Here is an 18924-nt window from a genome sequence, read left to right as displayed (position 1 = left end):
TCTTATCCTTCGTAGATGGGAAAGCGCGCACACAGCGCACGCACGCGGGTCCTAACGTCCGCCTCGACCTCCGGGTCCCCATGTTCGCCCTTTTTGGCGAGCCCGTCGAGCACGTCGGCGACCATATGGCCGATCTCGCGGAACTCGGCGGGGCCGAAGCCGCGCGTCGTGCCGGCGGGGCTGCCGACGCGGATGCCGCTCGTCTTCACCGGCGGCAGCGGATCGTTGGGGATGCCGTTCTTGTTGCAGGTGATCCCTGCACGCTCCAGCGCCTCGTCCGCATCGCGCCCGGTGATACCGAGCGGGGTGAGGTCGATCAGCGCCAGATGCGTGTCGGTGCCGCCCGACACCACGTCCGATCCGCGTTCCTTCAGCGTGGCCGCGAGCACCTGGGCATTCTCGACGACGGCGGCGATGTAGCGCTGGAAGTCGGGCTGGAGCGCCTCGCCGAACGCCACCGCCTTCGCCGCGATCACATGCATCAACGGGCCGCCCTGGAGCCCGGGAAAGACCGCCGAATTGATCTTCTTGGCGATGGCCTCGTCGTTCGTCATCACCATGCCGCCGCGCGGACCCCGCAGCGTCTTGTGCGTCGTGGTGGTGACGACATGCGCATGGCCGAACGGCGTCGGGTGAAGCCCCGCGGCCACGATCCCGGCGAAATGCGCCATGTCGACCATGAAATAGGCGCCGACCTTGTCCGCGATCGCGCGAAAGCGGGCGAAATCGATCGTGCGCGGATAGGCCGAACCACCGGCGATGATGAGCTTGGGGCTATGCGCGACCGCCAGCGCCTCGACCTGATCGTAATCGATCAGATGCGTCTCGGCATCGACACCATATTGCACCGCGTTGAACCATTTGCCCGACATCGCGGCCTTGGCGCCGTGAGTCAGGTGCCCGCCCGCATCGAGGCTCATGCCCAGGATCGTCTCGCCCGGCTTCACCAAAGCGAGCATCACCGCGCCGTTCGCCTGCGCGCCCGAATGCGGCTGCACGTTGACGAAGCCGCAGCCGAAGATCTGCTTGGCGCGCTCGATCGCGAGCGTCTCCACCTCGTCCGACGGCGCGCAGCCCTGATAGTAACGCTTGCCCGGATAGCCCTCGGCATATTTGTTGGTGAACACCGAGCCTTGCGCCTCGAGCACCGCCCTGGAGACGATGTTCTCCGACGCGATCAGCTCGATCTGGGTCTGCTCGCGCTCCAGTTCGTGGCTGATCCCTGCGAAGATCGCGGAGTCGGCATCGGCCAGGCCGCGGGTGAAGAAGCCGGCGTCGCGGACATAAGTCCGGGCGTCGTGGAATTCGCGGGGCTGGGTGCTCATGCGGGATCCTTTGGGGAAAGCTTGTCGACGCGCGGCTGGTGGCGGCCGCCGGAGAAGTCACTGGTCAGAAAGGCCTCGACGCAAGCCTTGGCCATGTCCTCGCCCACCAGCCGCGCGCCGATCGCGATGGCGTTGGCGTCGTTGTGCGAGCGCGCCAGCCGGGCCGAGACGGGCTCGCTCACCGTCGCGCAGCGGCATGCGGGGTTGCGGTTGGCGGCGATCGCGATGCCGATGCCCGAACCGCACAGCGCCACCCCGCGATCGGCCCGGCCATCGGCCAGCGCGGCGGCGAGCGCGAAACCATAATCGGGATAATCGACGCTCTGGGGGCCATCGGTGCCGAGATCGAGCACGTCATGGCCCGCCGCGCGCAGCCATTCGGCAAGCGACGCCTTCAGCGCCACGGCGGCGTGATCGGATGCGAGGGCGATGCGCATCGGCAGGTCCTGGATCTGGGGTCGAAGAACGGTGTCTTTACCGACGGGCGCGCGGCTTGGCCACCCTTCGCGCATCGGCTAGGCTCGCAGGCGTGAGCACGATCCCCGATCCCGCCCCACGCCGGTCCGCCGATGCGGATGCCGCCCGCGCGCGCCTGTCCGACGCGCTGGTGCGCACCGGTAGCGAGGATCGCTCGGCGTTCCGCGACCTCTATGCGCTGACGCATGCGAAGCTTTTCGGCATCTGCCTGCGTATCTGCGGCGAACGGCAGGCGGCAGAGGATGTGTTGCACGACGTATATCTCCTGATCTGGCGCCGCGCGGGCGCATGGGAGCCGGGCCGGTCGAGCCCGATCACCTGGCTCGCCACGATCGCGCGCAATCGCGCGATCGACTGGCGCCGCGCGCAAGCCGTGCGACGCGCCACCCCGATCGACGATGCCCCGCCGATCGCCGACGAGCGCCCCGATGCGGAAGCGACGATGCTGTCGGGCGATGCCGCCACGCGGCTGATGGCGTGTCTCGAAGCGCTGGAGCCACGCCAGCGCAGCGCGATCCGCACCGCCTTTTTCGACGGCGTCACCTATGTCGAGCTGGCGGAACGCAGCGCGGTGCCGCTGGGAACGATGAAGAGCTGGGTGAGACGGGGGCTGGGAAAGTTGAAGGAGTGCCTGGGCGATGACTGACGAAGCCGATATCCCGGGCGACACCAGCGCGGCCGAACTGGCGCTCGGGCTGCTCGACGGCGAGGAACGCGCCACGGCACTTCGCCGCGTCCTCGCCGACCCCGATTATGCGCGCGCGGTGGAGGGCTGGCGGATGCGGTTCGCGCAACTGTTCGACCTCTGGCCCGAAGCGGAGGCGCCCGAGGGGCTGATCGACCGGATCGATGCCGGCATCGGCGGCCCGGCGCCGGTTTCGCGGCTGCGCATGCCCTGGCCGGCGCTGGCGATCGGCAGCAGCGCGGTCGCCGCCGCGCTGCTGGTGTTCGTCGCGGTGCGCCCGGCGCCGCCGGTGCCGGCGCCCGTCCTGGTGGCGGCGCGGCCGGGGCCGCTGCTGGTGGCGTCGATGGATGCCAAGGCGGCGCCCGTGCCGGCGGTGTTCGATTCGGGTGGCGGATCGCTGCGCGTGGCGTCCGCGCCCGAGACGCCGCCCGCGCGCGTCGCGCAGCTCTGGGTGATCGGCCGCGACGGGGTGCCGCATGCGCTCGCGCTGCTCGGCGCGCGCGCGCAGGTCGTGAACCTGTCGGCCGCCGACCGCGCGCGGATCGCGGCGGGCGCCACGCTCGCGATCTCGATCGAACCGCTGGGCGGATCGCCGACCGGTCTGCCGACCGGGCCGGTGGTGGCGAAGGGCGTTCTCGGCGCGGTATGAGCCTGCCGCGTCTCGCCTATGGCCTGGGGCTCGCCGGTCTGCTGCCGCAGATCGCCGTGGTGGCCGTGATCGCGAGCGGCGATCCGTTCGGCCGCTACACCGCGCTGGCGCTCGGCTATGCCTATGCCGCGCTCATCCTCAGCTTTCTGGGCGGGCTGTGGTGGGGGCTGGCGGCTAAGGCCGACGCGCCGCCGCGCTGGCTGTGGTTCGCTGCGGTCGCGCCGTCGCTGGTCGCGCTGGCCAGCGCCTGGCCCTGGGCGGTGGGGCTCGCCTGGCCGGGCCCGTCGCTGGTCGCGCTGGGCGTGGCGCTGATCGCCGCGCTCGCGGTGGACCAGGCGCTGGTTCGCGCGGGGCTGGCGCCCGCCGGCTGGATGGCGCTGCGGTTGCCGCTCTCGCTGGGACTCGGAGTGCTGACGATCGTCGCCGGGATCGCCTGACCGGCGCCGGCCGGCTGGGGTTCGAGACGCTACCTTGATCCGTTCGCCCCGAGCTTGTCGAAGCCTGTCCTGAGCTCCACCGAAGGGGCCTGTACCGACTGCGAAGGCACGCCTGCGGACAGCGTGCTTCGACAAGCTCGGCACGAACGGATCAAGTCATCGGATCGAGCTGAGTCGTCCCGCCCTCGCGTCAGGCCGCCTTGCGCAACGCCAGTCGGCCCCAGATCTCCACCAGCGCGTCGGTCAGCTCGCGCATCATGGCCGGGGTATGCGCGGGGCCAGGGGTGAAGCGCAGCCGCTCGGTGCCGCGCGGCACGGTCGGATAATTGATCGGCTGAACGTACACGCCATATTCGGCGAGCAGCACGTCGCTGATCTTCTTGGCCTTGACCGGATCGCCGACCATCAGCGGCACGATGTGCGTATCGCCGATCATCACCGGCAGCCCGGCCTCGGCGAACATTCCCTTCAGCAGCGCCGCGCTCGCCTGCTGCCCTTCGCGCTCCGCGCTCGAGCCCTTCAGGTGGCGCACGCTCGCCAGCACGCCCGCCACGAGCACGGGCGACAGCGAGGTCGTGAAGATGAAGCCGGGCGCATAGCTGCGGATCACGTCGATGATCGTCCTGCTGGCGGCGATATAGCCGCCCATCACGCCGAACGCCTTGCCGAGCGTTCCCTCGATGATCGTCAGCCGATCCGCCACGCCCTCGCGCTCGGAGATCCCGCCGCCGCGTGCGCCGTACATGCCGACCGCATGGACCTCGTCGAGATAGGTGAGCGCGTTGTACCGGTCGGCCAGATCGCAGATCGCGGCGATCGGGGCGATGTCACCCTCCATCGAATAGACGCTCTCGAACGCGATCAGCTTGGGCACCGAGGGATCCTCGGCCGCCAGCAATGCCTCCAGATGCGCGAGGTCGTTGTGACGAAACACGCGTTTCTCGCATCCGGAATTGCGGATGCCCGCGATCATCGAGGCGTGGTTCAGTTCGTCCGAGAAGATCACGCAGCCGGGCAGGATCTTCGCCAGCGTCGCCAGCGTCGCCTCGTTGGAAACGTAGCCGCTGGTGAACAGCAACGCCGCCTCCTTGTCGTGCAGGTCGGCCAGTTCGCCTTCCAGATCGACGTGATAATGCGTGTTGCCGCCGATGTTGCGCGTACCGCCCGAGCCCGCGCCCACGTCGTGGAGCGCCTCCTCCATCGCCGCGATCACCTTGGGATGCTGGCCCATTGCGAGATAGTCGTTCGAACACCAGACGGTGATCGGCTTGGGGCCGTTATGCCCGGCAAAGCAGCGCGCGTTGGGAAAGGAGCCCTTGTTGCGCAGGATGTCGATGAAGACGCGGTAGCGGCCCTCGGCGTGGAGCCGGTCGATCGCCTGCGTGAAAACGCGGGAATAGTCCACGCGCACGTCCATGGACTCGCTGTTCATGCGCGACACTTAGGACGCGATCGGGCGGTTTTCCAGCGGATTTGGCGCAAGGGGCGACGCGCCGCTCACAGCGCCTCCAGCCGCGCGAAGCCGCGCGCGGCGAGCGCCGGCGCCAGCGCGCGTTCCGCCGCGCCCAGCCGGCTGAAGACCGCGATCCCCGCGCCAGCCGATTCGGGGAAGGCCTGCCCCACGGTCAGCGCGACGATCCGCCGCGCGATCCCGGCCGAACCGTCGACGAAGCGCACCCCCTCGGGCGCTTCCGCCGCCAGTTCGGCCTCGACCAACGGGAAATGCGTGCAGGCGTTGACGATCGTGTCGATCGCGCCGCCGCCCGGCTGGTCGAACAGCCCGGCGAGCACCGCGGCATAGGCCGATCGGGGCGATGGCCGTCCGTGGAGCACGCCCTCCGCCATCTCGACCAGCGCGGCCGAGCCGTGGCGGATCACCGTGCAATCGGCGGCGAAGCGCGCCGCCAGATCGTCGACATAGGCCTGGCGCACCGTCGCCTGCGTGCCGAGAACGCCGATCGTCCGCGTCCGCGACAGCGCAGCGGCGGGCTTGATCGCGGGCACCGTGCCCACCACCCCGATATCGAGCGCGGCGCGCACCGCGGGCAGCGCGATCGTGGAAGCGGTGTTGCACGCGATCACGATCAGCCGCGGCCGATAGCGCTCCGCCAGCCGCCCGAGGAGCGCGGGCACGCGGGCGGCGATTTCGTCTTCGGTTCGCGTGCCGTAAGGGAAACCCGCCGAATCGGCGGCATAGACGAACGGCGCGTCCGGCAACGCCGCGCGCGCCGCGCGGACGACCGAAAGGCCGCCCACCCCCGAATCGAAAAACAGGATGGGGCGCGAATCACTCATATTCTGGTCCTATCTCCCCGCCCTTCCGGCACCAAGAATGATGCAGGTTGTTGGACCCCAGCGGTATCGAACGCTATATAGGCCCCTTAGGGGGACGAATGCCGACGCAGGTCATCTGGATCGCACCGACATTGACGCTCGCGCTCGGCTATCTGCTGGGTTCGATCCCCTTCGGCGTGATCTTGACCCGACTCGGCGGCGCGGGCGATCTGCGCAGCATCGGCTCGGGCAATATCGGCGCCACCAACGTGCTGCGCACCGGGCGCAAGGGGCTCGCGGTCGCCACGCTGCTGCTCGACGTCGCCAAGGGCGCGGCGGCGGTGCTGATCGCCGACTGGCTGTTCCCCGGCAATGCCCCGCTGGCCGCGGCGGGCGCGTTCATCGGCCATTGCTATCCGGTGTGGCTGCGCTTTCGCGGCGGCAAGGGCGTCGCCACGCTGATGGGCATCGCGCTGGCGCTCTACTGGCCGGTAGGGCTCGCCTTCGCGGCGATCTGGATCGGGCTGCTGGCCACGTTGCGCATTTCCTCGGTGGCGGGCATCGCCGCGGCGGCGAGCACGCCGCTGGTGGCCGCGGTCTGCGGCCAGTTCGAGATCGTGCTGCTGCTGCTCGCCTGCGCGCTGATCGTGCTGTGGAAGCACGGCGCCAATATCGAACGGCTGCTGGAGGGCACCGAGCCGCGCGTCGGGGGCAAGCGCAGCCTTGGCTGACGCCGGCCTCGCCCGGCTACGCCTCATCCGCACGACGGGGATCGGACCCGTCACCTACGCCCAGTTGATGCAGCGCTTCGGCAGCGCGGCGGCGGCGATCGACGCGCTGCCGCGGCTCGCCGCGCGCGGCGGCGGTCGCCCGCCCGCGGTCGCGCCGGCCGACCGGATCGCGCGGGAAATGGCCGAAACCGAGCGGCTCGGCGCACGCTATCTGTTCCTCGACGATCCCGATTATCCGCCGCTGCTGGCGCAGATCGACAACCCGCCGCCAGCGCCGATCGTGCGCGGCGATGTCGCGCTGGCGCTACGCCCCTGCGTCGCGGTGGTGGGCGCGCGCAACGCGTCCGCCGCCGCCTGCCGCTTCGCGCGCGAGCTGGCGCATGGACTCGCCGGTGCGGGGGTTTCGGTCGTCTCGGGGCTGGCGCGCGGGATCGACACCGCGGCGCATGTCGGCGCGATCACCGGCGGGACGGTGGGCGTGATCGCCAGCGGGATCGACGTGGTCTTCCCGCCCGAAAATGCCGACTTGCAGGCGCGGATCGCGAACGAGGGCCTGCTGATCGCCGAACAGCCGCCCGGCACCGAACCCCGCGCGCGCCACTTCCCCTATCGCAACCGGATCATCGCCGGCCTGTCGATCGGCACCGTCGTGGTGGAGGCGGTGCCGAAATCGGGTTCGCTCATCACCGCGCGGCTGGCGGGCGAGATGGGCCGCGAGGTGATGGCAGTGCCCGGCAGCCCGATCGATCCGCGGGCGCAGGGATGCAACCTGCTGATCCGCGACGGCGCCACGCTGGTGCAGAACGCCGCCGATGTGCTCGAACAGATCCGCCCGATCGACCCGCGCGCGGTGCGGTCGCCGGCGAGCGACTATGCCGGCCCGCCGCCCGGCGACGCGAGCGACGCCGACCGCAGCGCGATCGCCGCGCTGCTGGGGCCGGTGCCGGTTGGCGTGGACGAACTCGTCCGTCAATCGGGCCGCGTGCCCTCGATCGTGCAGACGGTGCTGCTGGAACTGGAGCTGGCGGGGCGGGTGGAGCGGCATGCCGGCGGGCGGGTGAGCCTCGGCTAACGCGCGCGGCCTGTCCGTTCGGCGGCGTGGCGCTCCGCATGCGCCAGCAACGCGCTCAGGTCGTCGCGGTCGATGTCGAAGCTGTCGCGCATCTGCACCAGCGCCGCGTCGATATCCGCTTCGTGCAACCGCACAGGGGGGAAAGCTGGCGGCAGGAGCGCAGGCCGGTGCGGATAGCGGTGCGTGCGCGGCCAGTGGAACAGCACCCCGGCCGCGACCAGCACGAGCGAATTGATTCCCATCGGCACGAAAGCGAAGCGCCAGCCCGCGGCGTGGACGGCCGTCCCGCCGATCACGGCGGTGAGCGCCGCCGCGCCGCCCGGCGGGTGCAGGCAGCGGCAAAGCGACATGACGAGGATCGCGCCGCCCACCGCGACGCCGGCGGCCAGCGTCGTGCCCGGAACGAGACGAAAGGCCGCGATGCCGACGAGCGTCGACAGCAGGTTCCCGCCCACCACCGGCCAGGGCTGAGCGAGCGGGCTGGACGGCACCGCGAACACCAGCACCGCCGAGGCGCCGAGCGGCGCGACGATAACGGGCAGGTCGGCCGCAGGGAACGGCCATGCGCCGCACAGCATGATCGTCGCCAAGATGCCGAAGGTTGCACCCAGAGCGGCGAACAGCCGGGCGGACAGGGTGGCACCCGGCAGCAGGGGTTTGAACACGGACATGGCAAACTCGCTATGGCGACGCGGCGCGCAGGCGGGCGCTATAACGGCCCCACGCCCCGATCGCGATCGGTTTGGATGCGATCGCCGCACGGCCGGGGCTGTCCTACAGGCGGATGGTCATGCCATGCTGCGCCGCCCCCCCCCTCCCGCCATCGATCCACCCCGCACGAACCACGCTTGCCCGGCGGCCCGCTCACGCGAAGTGGAAAACCGCTCGCACGCCTCCACTTCCTCCACTTCGCCTCTCCACTTTGCCCCGCTTGACGCATCCCCGGCCCCGCCCCACCCTCGTACGCACACGTAAGGACGCTCCGAGAACCCATGCAGCTTGTCATCGTCGAATCGCCGGCCAAGGCGAAGACCATCGAAAAATACCTAGGCAGCGATTACCGCGTGCTGGCCAGCTACGGCCATGTCCGCGATCTGCCGGCGAAGGACGGTTCGGTGAACCCCGATGAGGGCTTCGCGATGGACTGGGAGAATTATGCCGACAAATCCAAGCAGTTGAAGGCGATCACCGATCTGGCGAAGACCGCCGATCGGCTGATCCTCGCCACCGATCCGGATCGCGAGGGCGAGGCGATCAGCTGGCACGTCCGCGAGGTGCTGCGCGGCCGCAAGGCGCTCCCGAAGGAGGTCGAGCGGGTCACCTTCAACGCGATCACCAAGGCGACCGTGACGGAGGCGATGAAGCATCCGCGCGAACTCGATACCGATCTGATCGATGCCTATCGCGCGCGCCGCGCGCTCGATTATCTTGTCGGCTTCACGCTGTCGCCCGTGCTGTGGCGCAAGCTGCCGGGCGCCAAATCGGCGGGTCGTGTCCAGTCGGTCGCGCTTCGCCTCGTCGTCCAGCGCGAGCGCGAGATCGAACAGTTCCGCGCGCAGGAATATTGGTCGGTGATCGCGACGCTCGAACAGGACGGCACCGCGTTCCAGGCGCGGCTCGTCCAGTGGAACGGCACGAAGCTCGACCGGCTGTCGATCGGCAACCAGGGCGATGCGCTGGCCGCCAAGACGGCGGTCGAGGACGGCCGCTTCTCGGTCCAGTCGGTCGAGACCAAGCCCGCCACGCGCAACCCGCCGCCGCCCTTCACCACCTCGACGCTACAGCAGGAGGCGGCGCGCAAGCTCGGCTTTTCGGCCAGCCACACGATGCGGATCGCGCAAGGCCTCTACGAGGACGGCGCGATCACCTATATGCGCACCGACGGCGTGCAGATGGATTCCTCGGCGATCTCGGCGGCGCGCCTCGCCGTCGCGAACCGCTATGATGCGAGCTATGTGCCCGACAAGCCGCGCCAATATCAAACGAAGGCGAAGAACGCGCAGGAAGCGCACGAGGCGATCCGGCCGACCGATTTCGGCCGCGACAAGCTGGGCGGCGGCGATCATGCGCGGCTGTACGACCTGATCTTCAAGCGTGCGCTCGCCAGCCAGATGGCGTCGGCGCGGATGGAGCGCACGACGGTCGAACTCGCCGACGGCACCGGGCGCAACATCCTGCGCGCGACTGGCCAGGTCGTGCTGTTCCCCGGCTATCTTGCGCTTTACGAAGAGGGCAGCGACGACAAGGCCGCGGACGGCGCCGCCGGCCAGCCGGCCGATGCCGCAGACGACGATTCGCGCCGCCTGCCCCGCCTGCGCGAGGGCGACGCGCCCGCCAGGAAGGGCGTCGAGGCCGAGCAGCATTTCACCCAGCCGCCGCCGCGCTTTTCCGACGCCAGCCTCATCAAGCGGCTCGAGGAACTCGGCATCGGCCGCCCGTCCACCTATGCCTCGATCATCGACGTGCTGAAGGACCGCGGCTATGTCCGCCTCGAGAAGAACCGCTTCTTCGCCGAGGAGACGGGGCGGCTGCTGACCGCGTTTCTCGAACGCTTCTTCGAGAAATATGTCAGCTATGATTTCACGGCAGGGCTTGAGGACGAGCTCGACGATGTGTCGGGCGGCCGCGCGCAGTGGCAGGCGGTGCTGGAGGCGTTCTGGCGCGACTTCAAGCCGCGCACGTCCGAGGTGATGGAGCAGCAGCCCTCGGCGATCACCGCCGAACTGGATGTATTTCTCGAAAGCTATCTCTTCCCGCCCCAGGCCGATGGCGGCGATCCGCGCCTGTGCCCCAATTGCGGCGAGGGGCGGCTCGCGCTGCGCGGCGGCAAGTTCGGCGCGTTCGTCGCCTGCTCCAACTATCCGGCGTGCAAGTTCACCCGCCGCTTCGCGCAGCCCGGCGGCGAGGGTGAAGGCGATACCGGCCCCGAGACGCTGGGCCAGGATCCCGAAACCGGCCTGCCGGTGGAGCGCAAGTCGGGGCGGTTCGGCCCCTATATCCAGCTCGGCGAGGGCAAGGAGGCGAAACGCGCCTCGATCCCCAAGGACGTGCCGACGCTCGATCTGGAAATGGCGCTGAAGCTGCTGAGCCTGCCGCGGACGATCGGCAACCATCCGGAGACGGGCGCACCGATCACCGCCTCGATCGGGCGCTATGGCCCCTATCTGGTGCATGACGGCAAATATGCGCGCCTCACTTCGACCGCCGACGTGTTCGAGACGGGGATGAACGCCGCGGTGGTGAAGCTGGCCGAGGCGGCGGCGGGCGGCGGGCGACCGGCGCGCGGCGCGGCCAAGGCGCCGCTTCGCGAGCTGGGCGCGCATCCCCGCACCGAGCTGGCGATCCGGCTGATGGAGGGGCGCTACGGCCCCTATGTCACCGATGGCGAGACGAACGCGACCTTGCCCAAGTCGATCGAGGCCGACCAGCTCACGCTGGAGGAGGCCGCATCGCTGATCGACGCGCGCGCCGCGGCGGCACCGGCGAAGAAGGGCAAGAAGAAGGCCGCACCCAAAAAGACGGCCGCCAAGAAGGAGCCTGCGAAGAAGGCGGCGCCCAAGGCCAAGGCCGCGCCCAAGGCGGGGGCCAAGACGAAAGCGGAGGGCTGAACCTCATGCGGCCGACCCGTTCGTTCGGCCTAAGTCTGTCGAAGCGCATCCCCCATGCGGCGCGTGCGGCGCGACCGGGGGCAGGGATCCGAGCGCCGGGAAGGCTTTATGCCGCCCGGCGCATCCCCGCGCCCATCACGGTGCGCGCCTGGCGCTGCGCCTCGGCGATCTCGCGCGCGGTCATGTCCTCGGCGATTTCGGCGCGGCAATGCTGCGCCTCCTCAAGCCCGGCGAGCGCGGCGAGGTTGAACCATTTGTGCGCCGCAATCAGATCGATCCCGATCCCGCTCGCGCCCGTCGAATAGACGATGCCGAGTTCGTACGCCGCGGCGCGGTCCCCCCTGGCCGCATCGGCCAGCCGGCTATCGATCAGAAACTGCGCGTTCTTCAGGCTGGTCGCCATGGTCTTGCCCCCTTGTTCACGAATCGGAACATGGCGGACAGGCATCACCAAATGGTTAACGCGGTTAACCCTCTTCGTTAGCCATCATCTCGATCGCGATATTATCGATCAGCCGCGTCGTTCCCATCCGCGCGGCGGCGAGCAGCCGCCGGGGGCGATCGGGCGCCGGATCGGGCGCGAGCGTCTCGGCATCGGCCAGCGCCACATAATCGACCGTGAAGCCCGCGCCGATCAGGGTGGTGTGCGCATCGGCGATCGCCTCGCCGGCATCGCCGCCCCGCCCGATGGCCCGGGCGGCCACGCCGAGCGCGCGCGGCAGCGCCACCGCCTTGGCGCGCTGCTCGTCGTCCAGATAGATGTTGCGCGACGAGAGCGCGAGGCCGTCATCGTCGCGCTGGATCGGCACGCCGACGATCTCGATCGCGAAATCCAGATCCACCACCATCCGGCGGATGACGGCGAGCTGCTGGAAATCCTTCTCGCCGAAATAGGCGGCGTCGGGGGCGACCTGGTTGAACAGCTTGGCGACCACGGTGGCGACCCCGTCGAAATGCCCCGGCCGCGCCGCGCCGTCGAACCCCTCGCTCACCCCCGTGACCGCGACGTTGGTGGCAAAGCCCGCCGGGTACATCGCATCGACGCCCGGCGCCCAGAGCAGGTCGCAGCCCGCCTCGGTCAGCATGCGGATATCCGCCAGTTCGCGGCGGGGATAGCGGCTGAGATCCTCGCCCGCGCCGAACTGCCGGGGGTTGACGAAGATCGAGGCGACCACCTTCGTTCCCGGCCGGCGGGCCGCCTCGACGAGCGCCAGATGCCCGGCGTGAAGCGCCCCCATCGTGGGCACCAGCGCGATGCGCGCGCCCTCGGAACGCCAGGTGGCGATGGCGGCGCGAAGCGCGTCCCGCTCGCGGATGGTCTGCACGCGATTTTACCCCTTAATACGCAAGGCCATGGCTTCTATGGAGGGGGAACCACGCGATCAACACAGGATGCGACGAATTGCCCACCGGGCCCAACGCCACGCACGTCATCGTCTTCGCCAATGAAAAGGGCGGAACGGGCAAGTCCACCACCGCGGTGCACGTCGCGATCGCGCTCGCGGCGAAGGGCGCGCGCGTCGGCGTGCTCGATCTCGATCATCGCCAGCGCACCGTCGGCCGCTATCTCGACAACCGCGCCGCGACCGTGAAGCGTACCGGCACCGAACTGCCGATGCCCGAGCATGCGACGCACACCGACCAGACCGAGGCGGGGTTCGAGCGCCTGTTCGACCAGCTTTCGGAAAATGCCGATTACCTGGTGATCGACACGCCGGGCCGCGACGATCCGTTCGCGCGCACCGCCGCGATGCTCGCGGACACGCTGGTCACGCCGATGAACGACAGCTTCGTCGATTTCGACCTGATCGGGCAGGTGGATCCCGAGACGTACAAGGTGACGCGGCCGAGCTTCTATTCGGAGATGATCTGGGACGCGCGCAAGGTGCGCGCCAAGGCCGACGGCACCACGATCGACTGGGTGTTGCTGCGCAATCGTCTGCAATATGTCGAGGCGCGCAACATGCGCCGCGTATCCGATGCGCTGACCCAGCTCGCCAAGCGCGTCGGCTTCCGGATCATCCCGGGGCTGGGCGAGCGCGTGATCTACCGCGAGCTGTTCCCCGCCGGGCTGACCATGATCGATTCCAAGGCGTTCGGATCGATGGGGCTGGCGCATGTCGCAGCGCGGCAGGAACTGCGCGAGATGATGGCGGCGCTGGCGCTTCCGGAACCCGCCCCGGTCGCCGCGTGAAGTGGGTCGTCGCGCTGCTCGTGATCTGGGCGGCGTGGACCTGGCTGCGCCCCCGGCGTGCGAAGCCGCAGCCCTCCGCCGAGGCGGAGGCGCGCGGGGTGCTGGGGGTGGATGCGGCCGCGGGCGATGAGGCGATCCGCGCGGCGCACCGGCGGCTGATCGCGGGCGTCCATCCCGATCGCGGCGGATCGGCCGATCTCACCCGCCGCGTCAATGCCGCGCGCGATCTGCTGCTGCGCGGCGGGCCACGGGGATGAGCCACCGCTTCGCCCCCCGGATCCTGCGCGAATATGACATTCGCGGGCGCGCCGGCGTCGATCTCGGCCCGGCGGACGCGTTCGCGGTGGGGCGCGGCTTCGCCACCCGCGTACGCCGCGCGGGCGGACGGCGCGTGGCGGTCGGCCGCGACGGGCGGCTCACCTCGGCGATGCTGGAGGCCGCGCTGGTCGAGGGGCTGGTGGCGGGCGGGATCGACGTGGTGCGCATCGGCCTTGGCCCCACGCCGATGCTCTATTACGCCGAGGCGACGCTAGAGGTGGATGGCGGCATACAGGTAACCGGCAGCCATAATCCCCGCGACGACAACGGCTTCAAGCTGGTGCTGAACCATACGCCGTTTTTCGGCGACGACATCCGCTATCTCGCGCGGCTGGCGGAGGCGGGCGATTGGGAAACGGGCACCGGCAGCGTCGCGTCGGCGGACGTCATGGACGCCTATGTCGACCGGTTGCTGGCCGGCCATGCGGGCGGCGCGTTCCGAATGGCATGGGATTGCGGCAACGGCGCCTCGGGCCCGGTCGTCCAGAAGCTGGTCGATCGCCTGGCGGGTGAGCATCATCTGCTCTTCGCCGATGTGGACGGCCATTTCCCCAACCATCATCCCGACCCCACCATCGAGGCCAACCTCGCGGATCTGAAACGCGTCGTCGTCGAAAAGTCGCTCCATTTCGGCGTGGCCTTCGATGGCGACGGCGACCGGATCGGGGTGGTCGACGGCGCGGGGCGGGTGGTGTGGGGCGACGAGCTGCTCGCGATCCTCGCCGAACCCGTTCTCGCCGCGCAGCCGGGCGCGCCGATCGTCGCCGACGTAAAGGCGGGGCAGCCGCTGTTCGACCGGATCCGCGTGCTGGGCGGCCGTCCGGTCATGGCGCAGACCGGCCACAGCCTGATGAAGACGATGATGCGCGAAACGGGCGCGCCGATCGGCGGCGAGATGAGCGGCCACATCTTTTTCGGCGAGGATTTCTACGGCTTCGACGACGCGCATTATGCCGCAATCCAGCTGATGCGCGCGGTGCAGCAGAAGGACACCACGCTGACCGCGCTGCACGACGCGATGCCACAGATGGTGGACGTGCCCGAACTTCGCCTGCCGATCGATCCGGCCCGCAAGCGCGGCGTGGTCGACAGCATCCGCGCCGCGCTCGAGGCCGAGGGCGCCGAGATGGTCACGATCGACGGCGTCCGCGTGACGACATCCGACGGCTGGTGGCTGCTCCGCGCGTCGAACACCGAGGACGTGCTGACGCTGCGCGCCGAGGCGCGGACCGCGGCCGGGCTCGATCGCCTGCTCGCCGCGATCGACGGGCACTTGCGCGCGAACGGTATCGAACGGTAGCTTTCGCGCGCGCCACGCCCCACATGGCGGCCATGGCTCCCCCTCCCCCGCCGCAGATCGTCCGCGTCATCGATCTCGAGACCACCGGCTCCGCGCCGCCCGCGCACGGCGTGTGCGAGATCGGCTGGCAGGACGTGGCGCTGGGCGCCGACGGCCGCTGGGAGATCCACGGCGTGGGCGGCAGCATCCTCGTCAATCCGGGCCGCGCCATCCCCCCGGTTACGCAGGCGATCCACCACATCCTCGACGAGGACGTGGCGGATGCGCCCTGGTGGCATGATTGCGCGCGCCAGGTGCTCGATCCCTGGCCGCGCCGGCTGGCGCTCGCCGCGCACCGCGCCGATTTCGAGCAGCAATTCTGCACGCCCGCGCTGACGCGCAGCGCCGAATGGATTTGCACCTGGAAATGCGCGCTGCGGCTCTGGCCCGATTCGCCCAGTTTCTCGAATCAGGTGCTGCGCTATTGGCGCCGCCCGCACGGCATGGACCAGCAGCGCGGGCTGCCCGCGCACCGCGCCTTTCCCGATGCCTATGTCACCGCCTTCCATCTGCGCGACATGCTGAACGAGGCGAGCCTTGCGCAGCTCATCGAATGGTCGCGCACCCCCGGCCTGATCCCGCGCGTGCGCTACGGCCCCGATCGCGGCAAGGAATGGCGCGAACTCGATCACGAGACGCTGATGGCTTTCCTCACCGACCGCGATCCCGACATCCGTTTCACCGCCAATCACGAGATGGACCGGCGGCGCGGCGGCGGTAGCGTGGGCAAGGCGAGCGCCCAGGATTTGTTACTGTAATCGCACGAGGTTTGCGTTTGCGGATGGCCCGGCTATGCCATCGCCTCGATGGACCTGCCCGCTCTCCCGCTGCCGACGACCGGCCAACGCGTCGAGCGGCTGCTGGCGATCTGCGTCGGCCTGGGGTTCGTCGCGCTGATCGTCGCGGCGGCCGTCGCGGTGCACGCGCTGGACCGGAGTCAGGCGCGCAACCGCAGCGTCGTCCATAGCTATCAGGTCGAGGTCGCGATCGGCGAGGCGCGGCAGTTGATCGAGCAGAGCGAGGATGCCCGGCGCGGCATCTTCCTGCTGGGTTCGCCGCTCGCCTGGCGGAGCTGGCGCGAAGCCACGATCGGCACGCCGATCGCGATGCGGCGGCTGAACGCGCTTGTCCTCGATCGCGGGCAGCGCGAGGCGATCGGCCGGATCGACGGCGCGCTCGTCCGGCTGGGCGAACAGCACCGCGCCACCAACGCGCTGGCCGCACGCGGCGATCTGGAAGGCGCGACGGCGCTGTTCAAGCGGCAGGATTCGCCGGGGCTGTTCCGTCCGTTGCGCGGCTATTTCATCGCGATGGCGCAGGAGGAACGGCGCATCCTCGCGCAGCGCACCGCAGACCAGCGCGCCGCATTGCTCGTCTTCTACTGGACGCTCGCGATCGTCGGGCTGGTCATCGCCGTGCTGCTGCTCGTATCGGTCGCGACGATCGTGCGTTACACGCGCGATCTCGCGCAATCGCGCGAAAGCCTGCGCGCGCTGAACGATACGCTCGAGGATCAGGTGAGCGCCCGCACCGCCGATCTCAGCCGGGCGAACGACGAGATCCAGCGCTTCGCCTATATCGTCAGCCATGATCTGCGCTCGCCGCTCGTCAACGTGATGGGCTTCACCGCCGAGCTGGAGGCCGCCACCGCGCCACTCGCGACCTTGGTCGATCGCGCCGAGGCCGAGGCGCCGGCGATCGTCACCGAAGACGCGCGGCTGGCAGCGCGCGAAGACCTGCCCGAGGCGATCCGCTTCATCCGCACCTCGACGCAGAAGATGGACCGGCTCATCAACGCCATCCTCAAATTGTCGCGCGAGGGGCGGCGGACGATTGCGCCCGAGCCGCTGGATCTCGAGGCGATGGCCGACAATGTGGTCGGCTCGATCCGCCACGTGCTCGATGATCGCCGCGTGGAGGTCACGATCGAACGGCCCATGCCGCCGTTGACGAGCGACCGGATCGCGGTGGAGCAGATCGTCTCCAACCTCGTCGAGAACGCCTCGAAATACCAGGCGGCCGGGCGGCCCACGCGAATCACCATATCCGCGCACGCGCAGGGCGGGCGAGTGACGATCGCCGTCGCCGATAACGGTCGCGGCATCGCGGCCGGCGATCACGAGCGCATCTTCGACCTGTTCCGCCGCTCCGGCCCGCAGGACCAGCAGGGCGAGGGCATCGGGCTCGCGCATGTCCGCGCCGCAGCTTATCGGCTGGGCGGCACGGTGCAGGTCGAATCGACGCTCGGCCAGGGTTCCACCTTCCGGCTGGTGCTGCCGCAGACGCCGCCCGCCCACGCTTCAGGAGACAGCGCATGAACGACCATCGCCCCGTCGGCATCGTCATGGTGGAGGACGACGAAGGCCATGCCCGGCTGATCGAGAAGAACATCCGCCGCGCGGGGATCAACAACCCGATCCGCCACTTCACCGATGGCGGCACTGCGGTCGACTATCTGTTCAACGCCGAGGAGGGCCCGGCCAAGAACGGCCCGGCGCTGGTGTTGCTCGATCTCAACCTGCCCGACATGAGCGGAACGGACATCCTGACGCGGATCAAGGCCGACGACAGCCCGCTGCGCCGCACCCCCGTCGTCGTGCTCACCACCACCGACGACAAGGTGGAGATCCAGCGCTGCTACGATCTGGGTTGCAACGTCTACATCACCAAGCCGGTCAATTACGAGAGCTTCGCCCAGGCGATCCGCCAGCTCGGGCTCTTCCTGTCGGTCATCCAAGTGCCCGAGGTCGAGGGATGAGCGACGCCCCGCGCGTCCTCTATATCGACGACGATGCGGGGATGCGCCGGCTGGCGTCGCGCGCGCTGACGCGGCGCGGCTATGACGTGACGCTGGCCGAGGACGGCGCCGAGGGCGTGCGGCTGGCGCAGGCGCATCGGTTCGACCTGATCGCGGTCGATCATTACATGCCGGGAATGGACGGGCTGGAGACGCTCGCCGCGTTGCAGGCGATCGGCGACGTGCCGGTCGTCTATGTCACCGGCTCGGACGAGGGCCGGATCGCGGTGGCCGCGCTGAAGGCCGGCGCGATCGACTATGTCGTGAAGACCGTCGGCGACGATTTCTTCGACCTGCTCGCGGCCACCTTCGCACAGGTGCGCGGCGTGGCCGCGCTGCGTCATGCCAAGGCCACTGCCGAGGCGGATCTGCGCGCGAGCAATGCGCGGCTCGAGGCGCTGCTCGGCGAGGTGAACCACCGCGTCGCCAATTCGCTCCAGCTCGTGACGGCCATGGTCAGCCTGCAGTCGGCGGCCTTGTCCGATCCGGTCGCGCGCGAGGCGCTGGCCGACACCCAGCGCCGGATCGACGCCATCGCGCAGGTGCACCGCCGGCTCTACAGCGCCAACGACGTGGAGAGCGTCGACATGGCCGATTATCTCGTCGCGCTCGTCCACGATCTGGACGAGACGCTGGCGCGCGACACCGGCCGCTGCACGCTCGCCTGTACCGCCCAAGCGATCCGCCTGCCGACCGACCGCGCGGTGTCGCTGGGCGTGATCGTCACCGAACTCATCACCAATGCCTGCAAATACGCCTATCCCGCAGGCCGGGGCGAAGTGCGGATCACGCTGGCGCAGGAAGGCGACGCCGCGTTCCTGCTCGTCGTGGAAGACGATGGCTGCGGCCTCACCCCAAGCGACGCGCCGCGCGGCACGGGCCTCGGCACCAAGCTGATCCGCGCCATGGCGCAAAGCCTCGGCACCAGCGTGGCCTATGACACGGAGCATCGCGGCTGCCGCGCGATGCTCCGCGCCGCTATCCGCTAGCGGACGCTCCCGCCCTTGGGAACTGCCCG

The 18924-nt window shown here is 69.7% G+C and carries 20 protein-coding genes; 13 read left to right on the top strand and 7 right to left on the bottom strand.

From position 1 onward, the window contains the following. Positions 1 to 2: 2 nt before the first annotated feature. Positions 3 to 1325 (bottom strand): serine hydroxymethyltransferase, encoded by a 1323-nt coding sequence (gene glyA / locus OXQ95_RS01525; RefSeq protein ID WP_267378666.1) that lies wholly within the window; start codon positions 1323 to 1325, stop codon positions 3 to 5. Beyond that, positions 1322 to 1762, bottom strand: a complete 441-nt coding sequence (locus tag OXQ95_RS01520; protein WP_242096469.1) for an RpiB/LacA/LacB family sugar-phosphate isomerase — start codon at positions 1760 to 1762, stop codon at positions 1322 to 1324. Before OXQ95_RS01520 ends, glyA begins: the two co-directional genes overlap by 4 nt. A gap of 92 nt (positions 1763 to 1854) precedes the next feature. Here OXQ95_RS01520 and OXQ95_RS01515 point away from each other — a divergent pair, with 92 nt between their 5' ends. Genes OXQ95_RS01515 through OXQ95_RS01505 form a run of 3 tightly spaced genes read left to right on the top strand, consistent with a single transcriptional unit; the run spans position 1855 to position 3573 of the window. Beyond that, positions 1855 to 2448 (top strand): sigma-70 family RNA polymerase sigma factor, encoded by a 594-nt coding sequence (locus tag OXQ95_RS01515; RefSeq protein WP_267378664.1) that lies wholly within the window; start codon positions 1855 to 1857, stop codon positions 2446 to 2448. Further along, positions 2441 to 3136: an anti-sigma factor gene (locus OXQ95_RS01510; RefSeq protein ID WP_267378662.1), complete on the top strand. Its 696-nt coding sequence runs from the start codon at positions 2441 to 2443 to the stop codon at positions 3134 to 3136. Before OXQ95_RS01515 ends, OXQ95_RS01510 begins: the two co-directional genes overlap by 8 nt. Continuing rightward, on the top strand, positions 3133 to 3573 hold the full coding sequence (locus tag OXQ95_RS01505; protein WP_242096472.1) for a DUF3429 domain-containing protein: 441 nt from the start codon (positions 3133 to 3135) through the stop codon (positions 3571 to 3573). The genes OXQ95_RS01510 and OXQ95_RS01505 overlap by 4 nt, the downstream gene beginning before the upstream one ends. Before the next feature lie 190 nt (positions 3574 to 3763). Here the strand turns inward: OXQ95_RS01505 and hemA are convergent, their stop codons facing one another. Together hemA and murI are read right to left on the bottom strand one after the other, a co-directional pair. Beyond that, positions 3764 to 5005 (bottom strand): 5-aminolevulinate synthase, encoded by a 1242-nt coding sequence (gene hemA, locus OXQ95_RS01500; protein WP_276588772.1) that lies wholly within the window; start codon positions 5003 to 5005, stop codon positions 3764 to 3766. Positions 5006 to 5070: 65 nt separating this feature from the next. After that, positions 5071 to 5868 (bottom strand): glutamate racemase, encoded by a 798-nt coding sequence (gene murI, locus OXQ95_RS01495; protein ID WP_267378658.1) that lies wholly within the window; start codon positions 5866 to 5868, stop codon positions 5071 to 5073. Between the two features lie 98 nt (positions 5869 to 5966). Between murI and plsY the strand changes: the two genes are divergently transcribed. Then, positions 5967 to 6578, top strand: a complete 612-nt coding sequence (gene plsY / locus OXQ95_RS01490; RefSeq protein WP_267378655.1) for a glycerol-3-phosphate 1-O-acyltransferase PlsY — start codon at positions 5967 to 5969, stop codon at positions 6576 to 6578. Continuing rightward, the gene (gene dprA, locus OXQ95_RS01485) at positions 6571 to 7650 is read left to right on the top strand and encodes a DNA-processing protein DprA (protein ID WP_267378652.1); all 1080 of its coding nucleotides are present in this window, start codon (positions 6571 to 6573) and stop codon (positions 7648 to 7650) included. Before plsY ends, dprA begins: the two co-directional genes overlap by 8 nt. Here dprA and OXQ95_RS01480 read toward each other — a convergent pair. Beyond that, entirely contained in the window at positions 7647 to 8321 is a 675-nt protein-coding gene (locus OXQ95_RS01480) for an HPP family protein (protein WP_267378649.1), read from the bottom strand. The two genes, dprA and OXQ95_RS01480, sit on opposite strands and share 4 nt — an antisense overlap. A gap of 321 nt (positions 8322 to 8642) precedes the next feature. Between OXQ95_RS01480 and topA the strand changes: the two genes are divergently transcribed. Continuing rightward, positions 8643 to 11258, top strand: coding sequence for a type I DNA topoisomerase (gene topA / locus OXQ95_RS01475; protein ID WP_267378646.1), 2616 nt, complete (start codon positions 8643 to 8645; stop codon positions 11256 to 11258). Between the two features lie 106 nt (positions 11259 to 11364). Here the strand turns inward: topA and OXQ95_RS01470 are convergent, their stop codons facing one another. Together OXQ95_RS01470 and panC are read right to left on the bottom strand one after the other, a co-directional pair. Continuing rightward, the gene (locus tag OXQ95_RS01470) at positions 11365 to 11661 is read right to left on the bottom strand and encodes a hypothetical protein (protein WP_242096478.1); all 297 of its coding nucleotides are present in this window, start codon (positions 11659 to 11661) and stop codon (positions 11365 to 11367) included. Positions 11662 to 11725: 64 nt separating this feature from the next. Continuing rightward, positions 11726 to 12583 carry a pantoate--beta-alanine ligase gene (gene panC / locus OXQ95_RS01465; RefSeq protein ID WP_267378643.1) on the bottom strand — a complete coding sequence of 286 codons (858 nt, stop codon included), beginning with the start codon at positions 12581 to 12583 and terminating at the stop codon, positions 11726 to 11728. 77 nt (positions 12584 to 12660) lie between these two features. On the opposite strand from panC, the gene OXQ95_RS01460 reads away from it, so the two are divergent. Genes OXQ95_RS01460 through OXQ95_RS01430 form a run of 7 tightly spaced genes read left to right on the top strand, consistent with a single transcriptional unit; the run spans position 12661 to position 18895 of the window. Next, positions 12661 to 13452 (top strand): division plane positioning ATPase MipZ, encoded by a 792-nt coding sequence (locus tag OXQ95_RS01460; RefSeq protein ID WP_242096480.1) that lies wholly within the window; start codon positions 12661 to 12663, stop codon positions 13450 to 13452. Further along, entirely contained in the window at positions 13449 to 13709 is a 261-nt protein-coding gene (locus OXQ95_RS01455; protein ID WP_267378636.1) for a J domain-containing protein, read from the top strand. The genes OXQ95_RS01460 and OXQ95_RS01455 overlap by 4 nt, the downstream gene beginning before the upstream one ends. Beyond that, complete coding sequence (locus OXQ95_RS01450; RefSeq protein ID WP_267378633.1) at positions 13706 to 15070, top strand: phosphomannomutase/phosphoglucomutase; 1365 nt, start codon at positions 13706 to 13708, stop codon at positions 15068 to 15070. The genes OXQ95_RS01455 and OXQ95_RS01450 overlap by 4 nt, the downstream gene beginning before the upstream one ends. A gap of 32 nt (positions 15071 to 15102) precedes the next feature. Beyond that, positions 15103 to 15867, top strand: coding sequence for an exonuclease domain-containing protein (locus OXQ95_RS01445; RefSeq protein WP_267378630.1), 765 nt, complete (start codon positions 15103 to 15105; stop codon positions 15865 to 15867). A 48-nt stretch (positions 15868 to 15915) separates the two neighbouring features. Then, entirely contained in the window at positions 15916 to 17427 is a 1512-nt protein-coding gene (locus OXQ95_RS01440) for an ATP-binding protein (protein ID WP_267378627.1), read from the top strand. Next, a complete protein-coding gene (locus OXQ95_RS01435) occupies positions 17424 to 17867 on the top strand; it encodes a response regulator (protein ID WP_242096485.1) in 444 nt (147 codons plus the stop codon). The genes OXQ95_RS01440 and OXQ95_RS01435 overlap by 4 nt, the downstream gene beginning before the upstream one ends. After that, positions 17864 to 18895 carry a response regulator gene (locus tag OXQ95_RS01430; RefSeq protein ID WP_242096486.1) on the top strand — a complete coding sequence of 344 codons (1032 nt, stop codon included), beginning with the start codon at positions 17864 to 17866 and terminating at the stop codon, positions 18893 to 18895. The genes OXQ95_RS01435 and OXQ95_RS01430 overlap by 4 nt, the downstream gene beginning before the upstream one ends. Positions 18896 to 18924 lie beyond the last annotated feature (29 nt).

Source organism: Sphingomonas sp. GC_Shp_6 (assembly GCF_026540835.1).
Lineage (GTDB): Bacteria > Pseudomonadota > Alphaproteobacteria > Sphingomonadales > Sphingomonadaceae > Sphingomonas.
The sequence above is the reverse complement of the archived record's forward strand: the minus strand, read 5'-3'. Positions and strand labels throughout refer to the sequence as shown.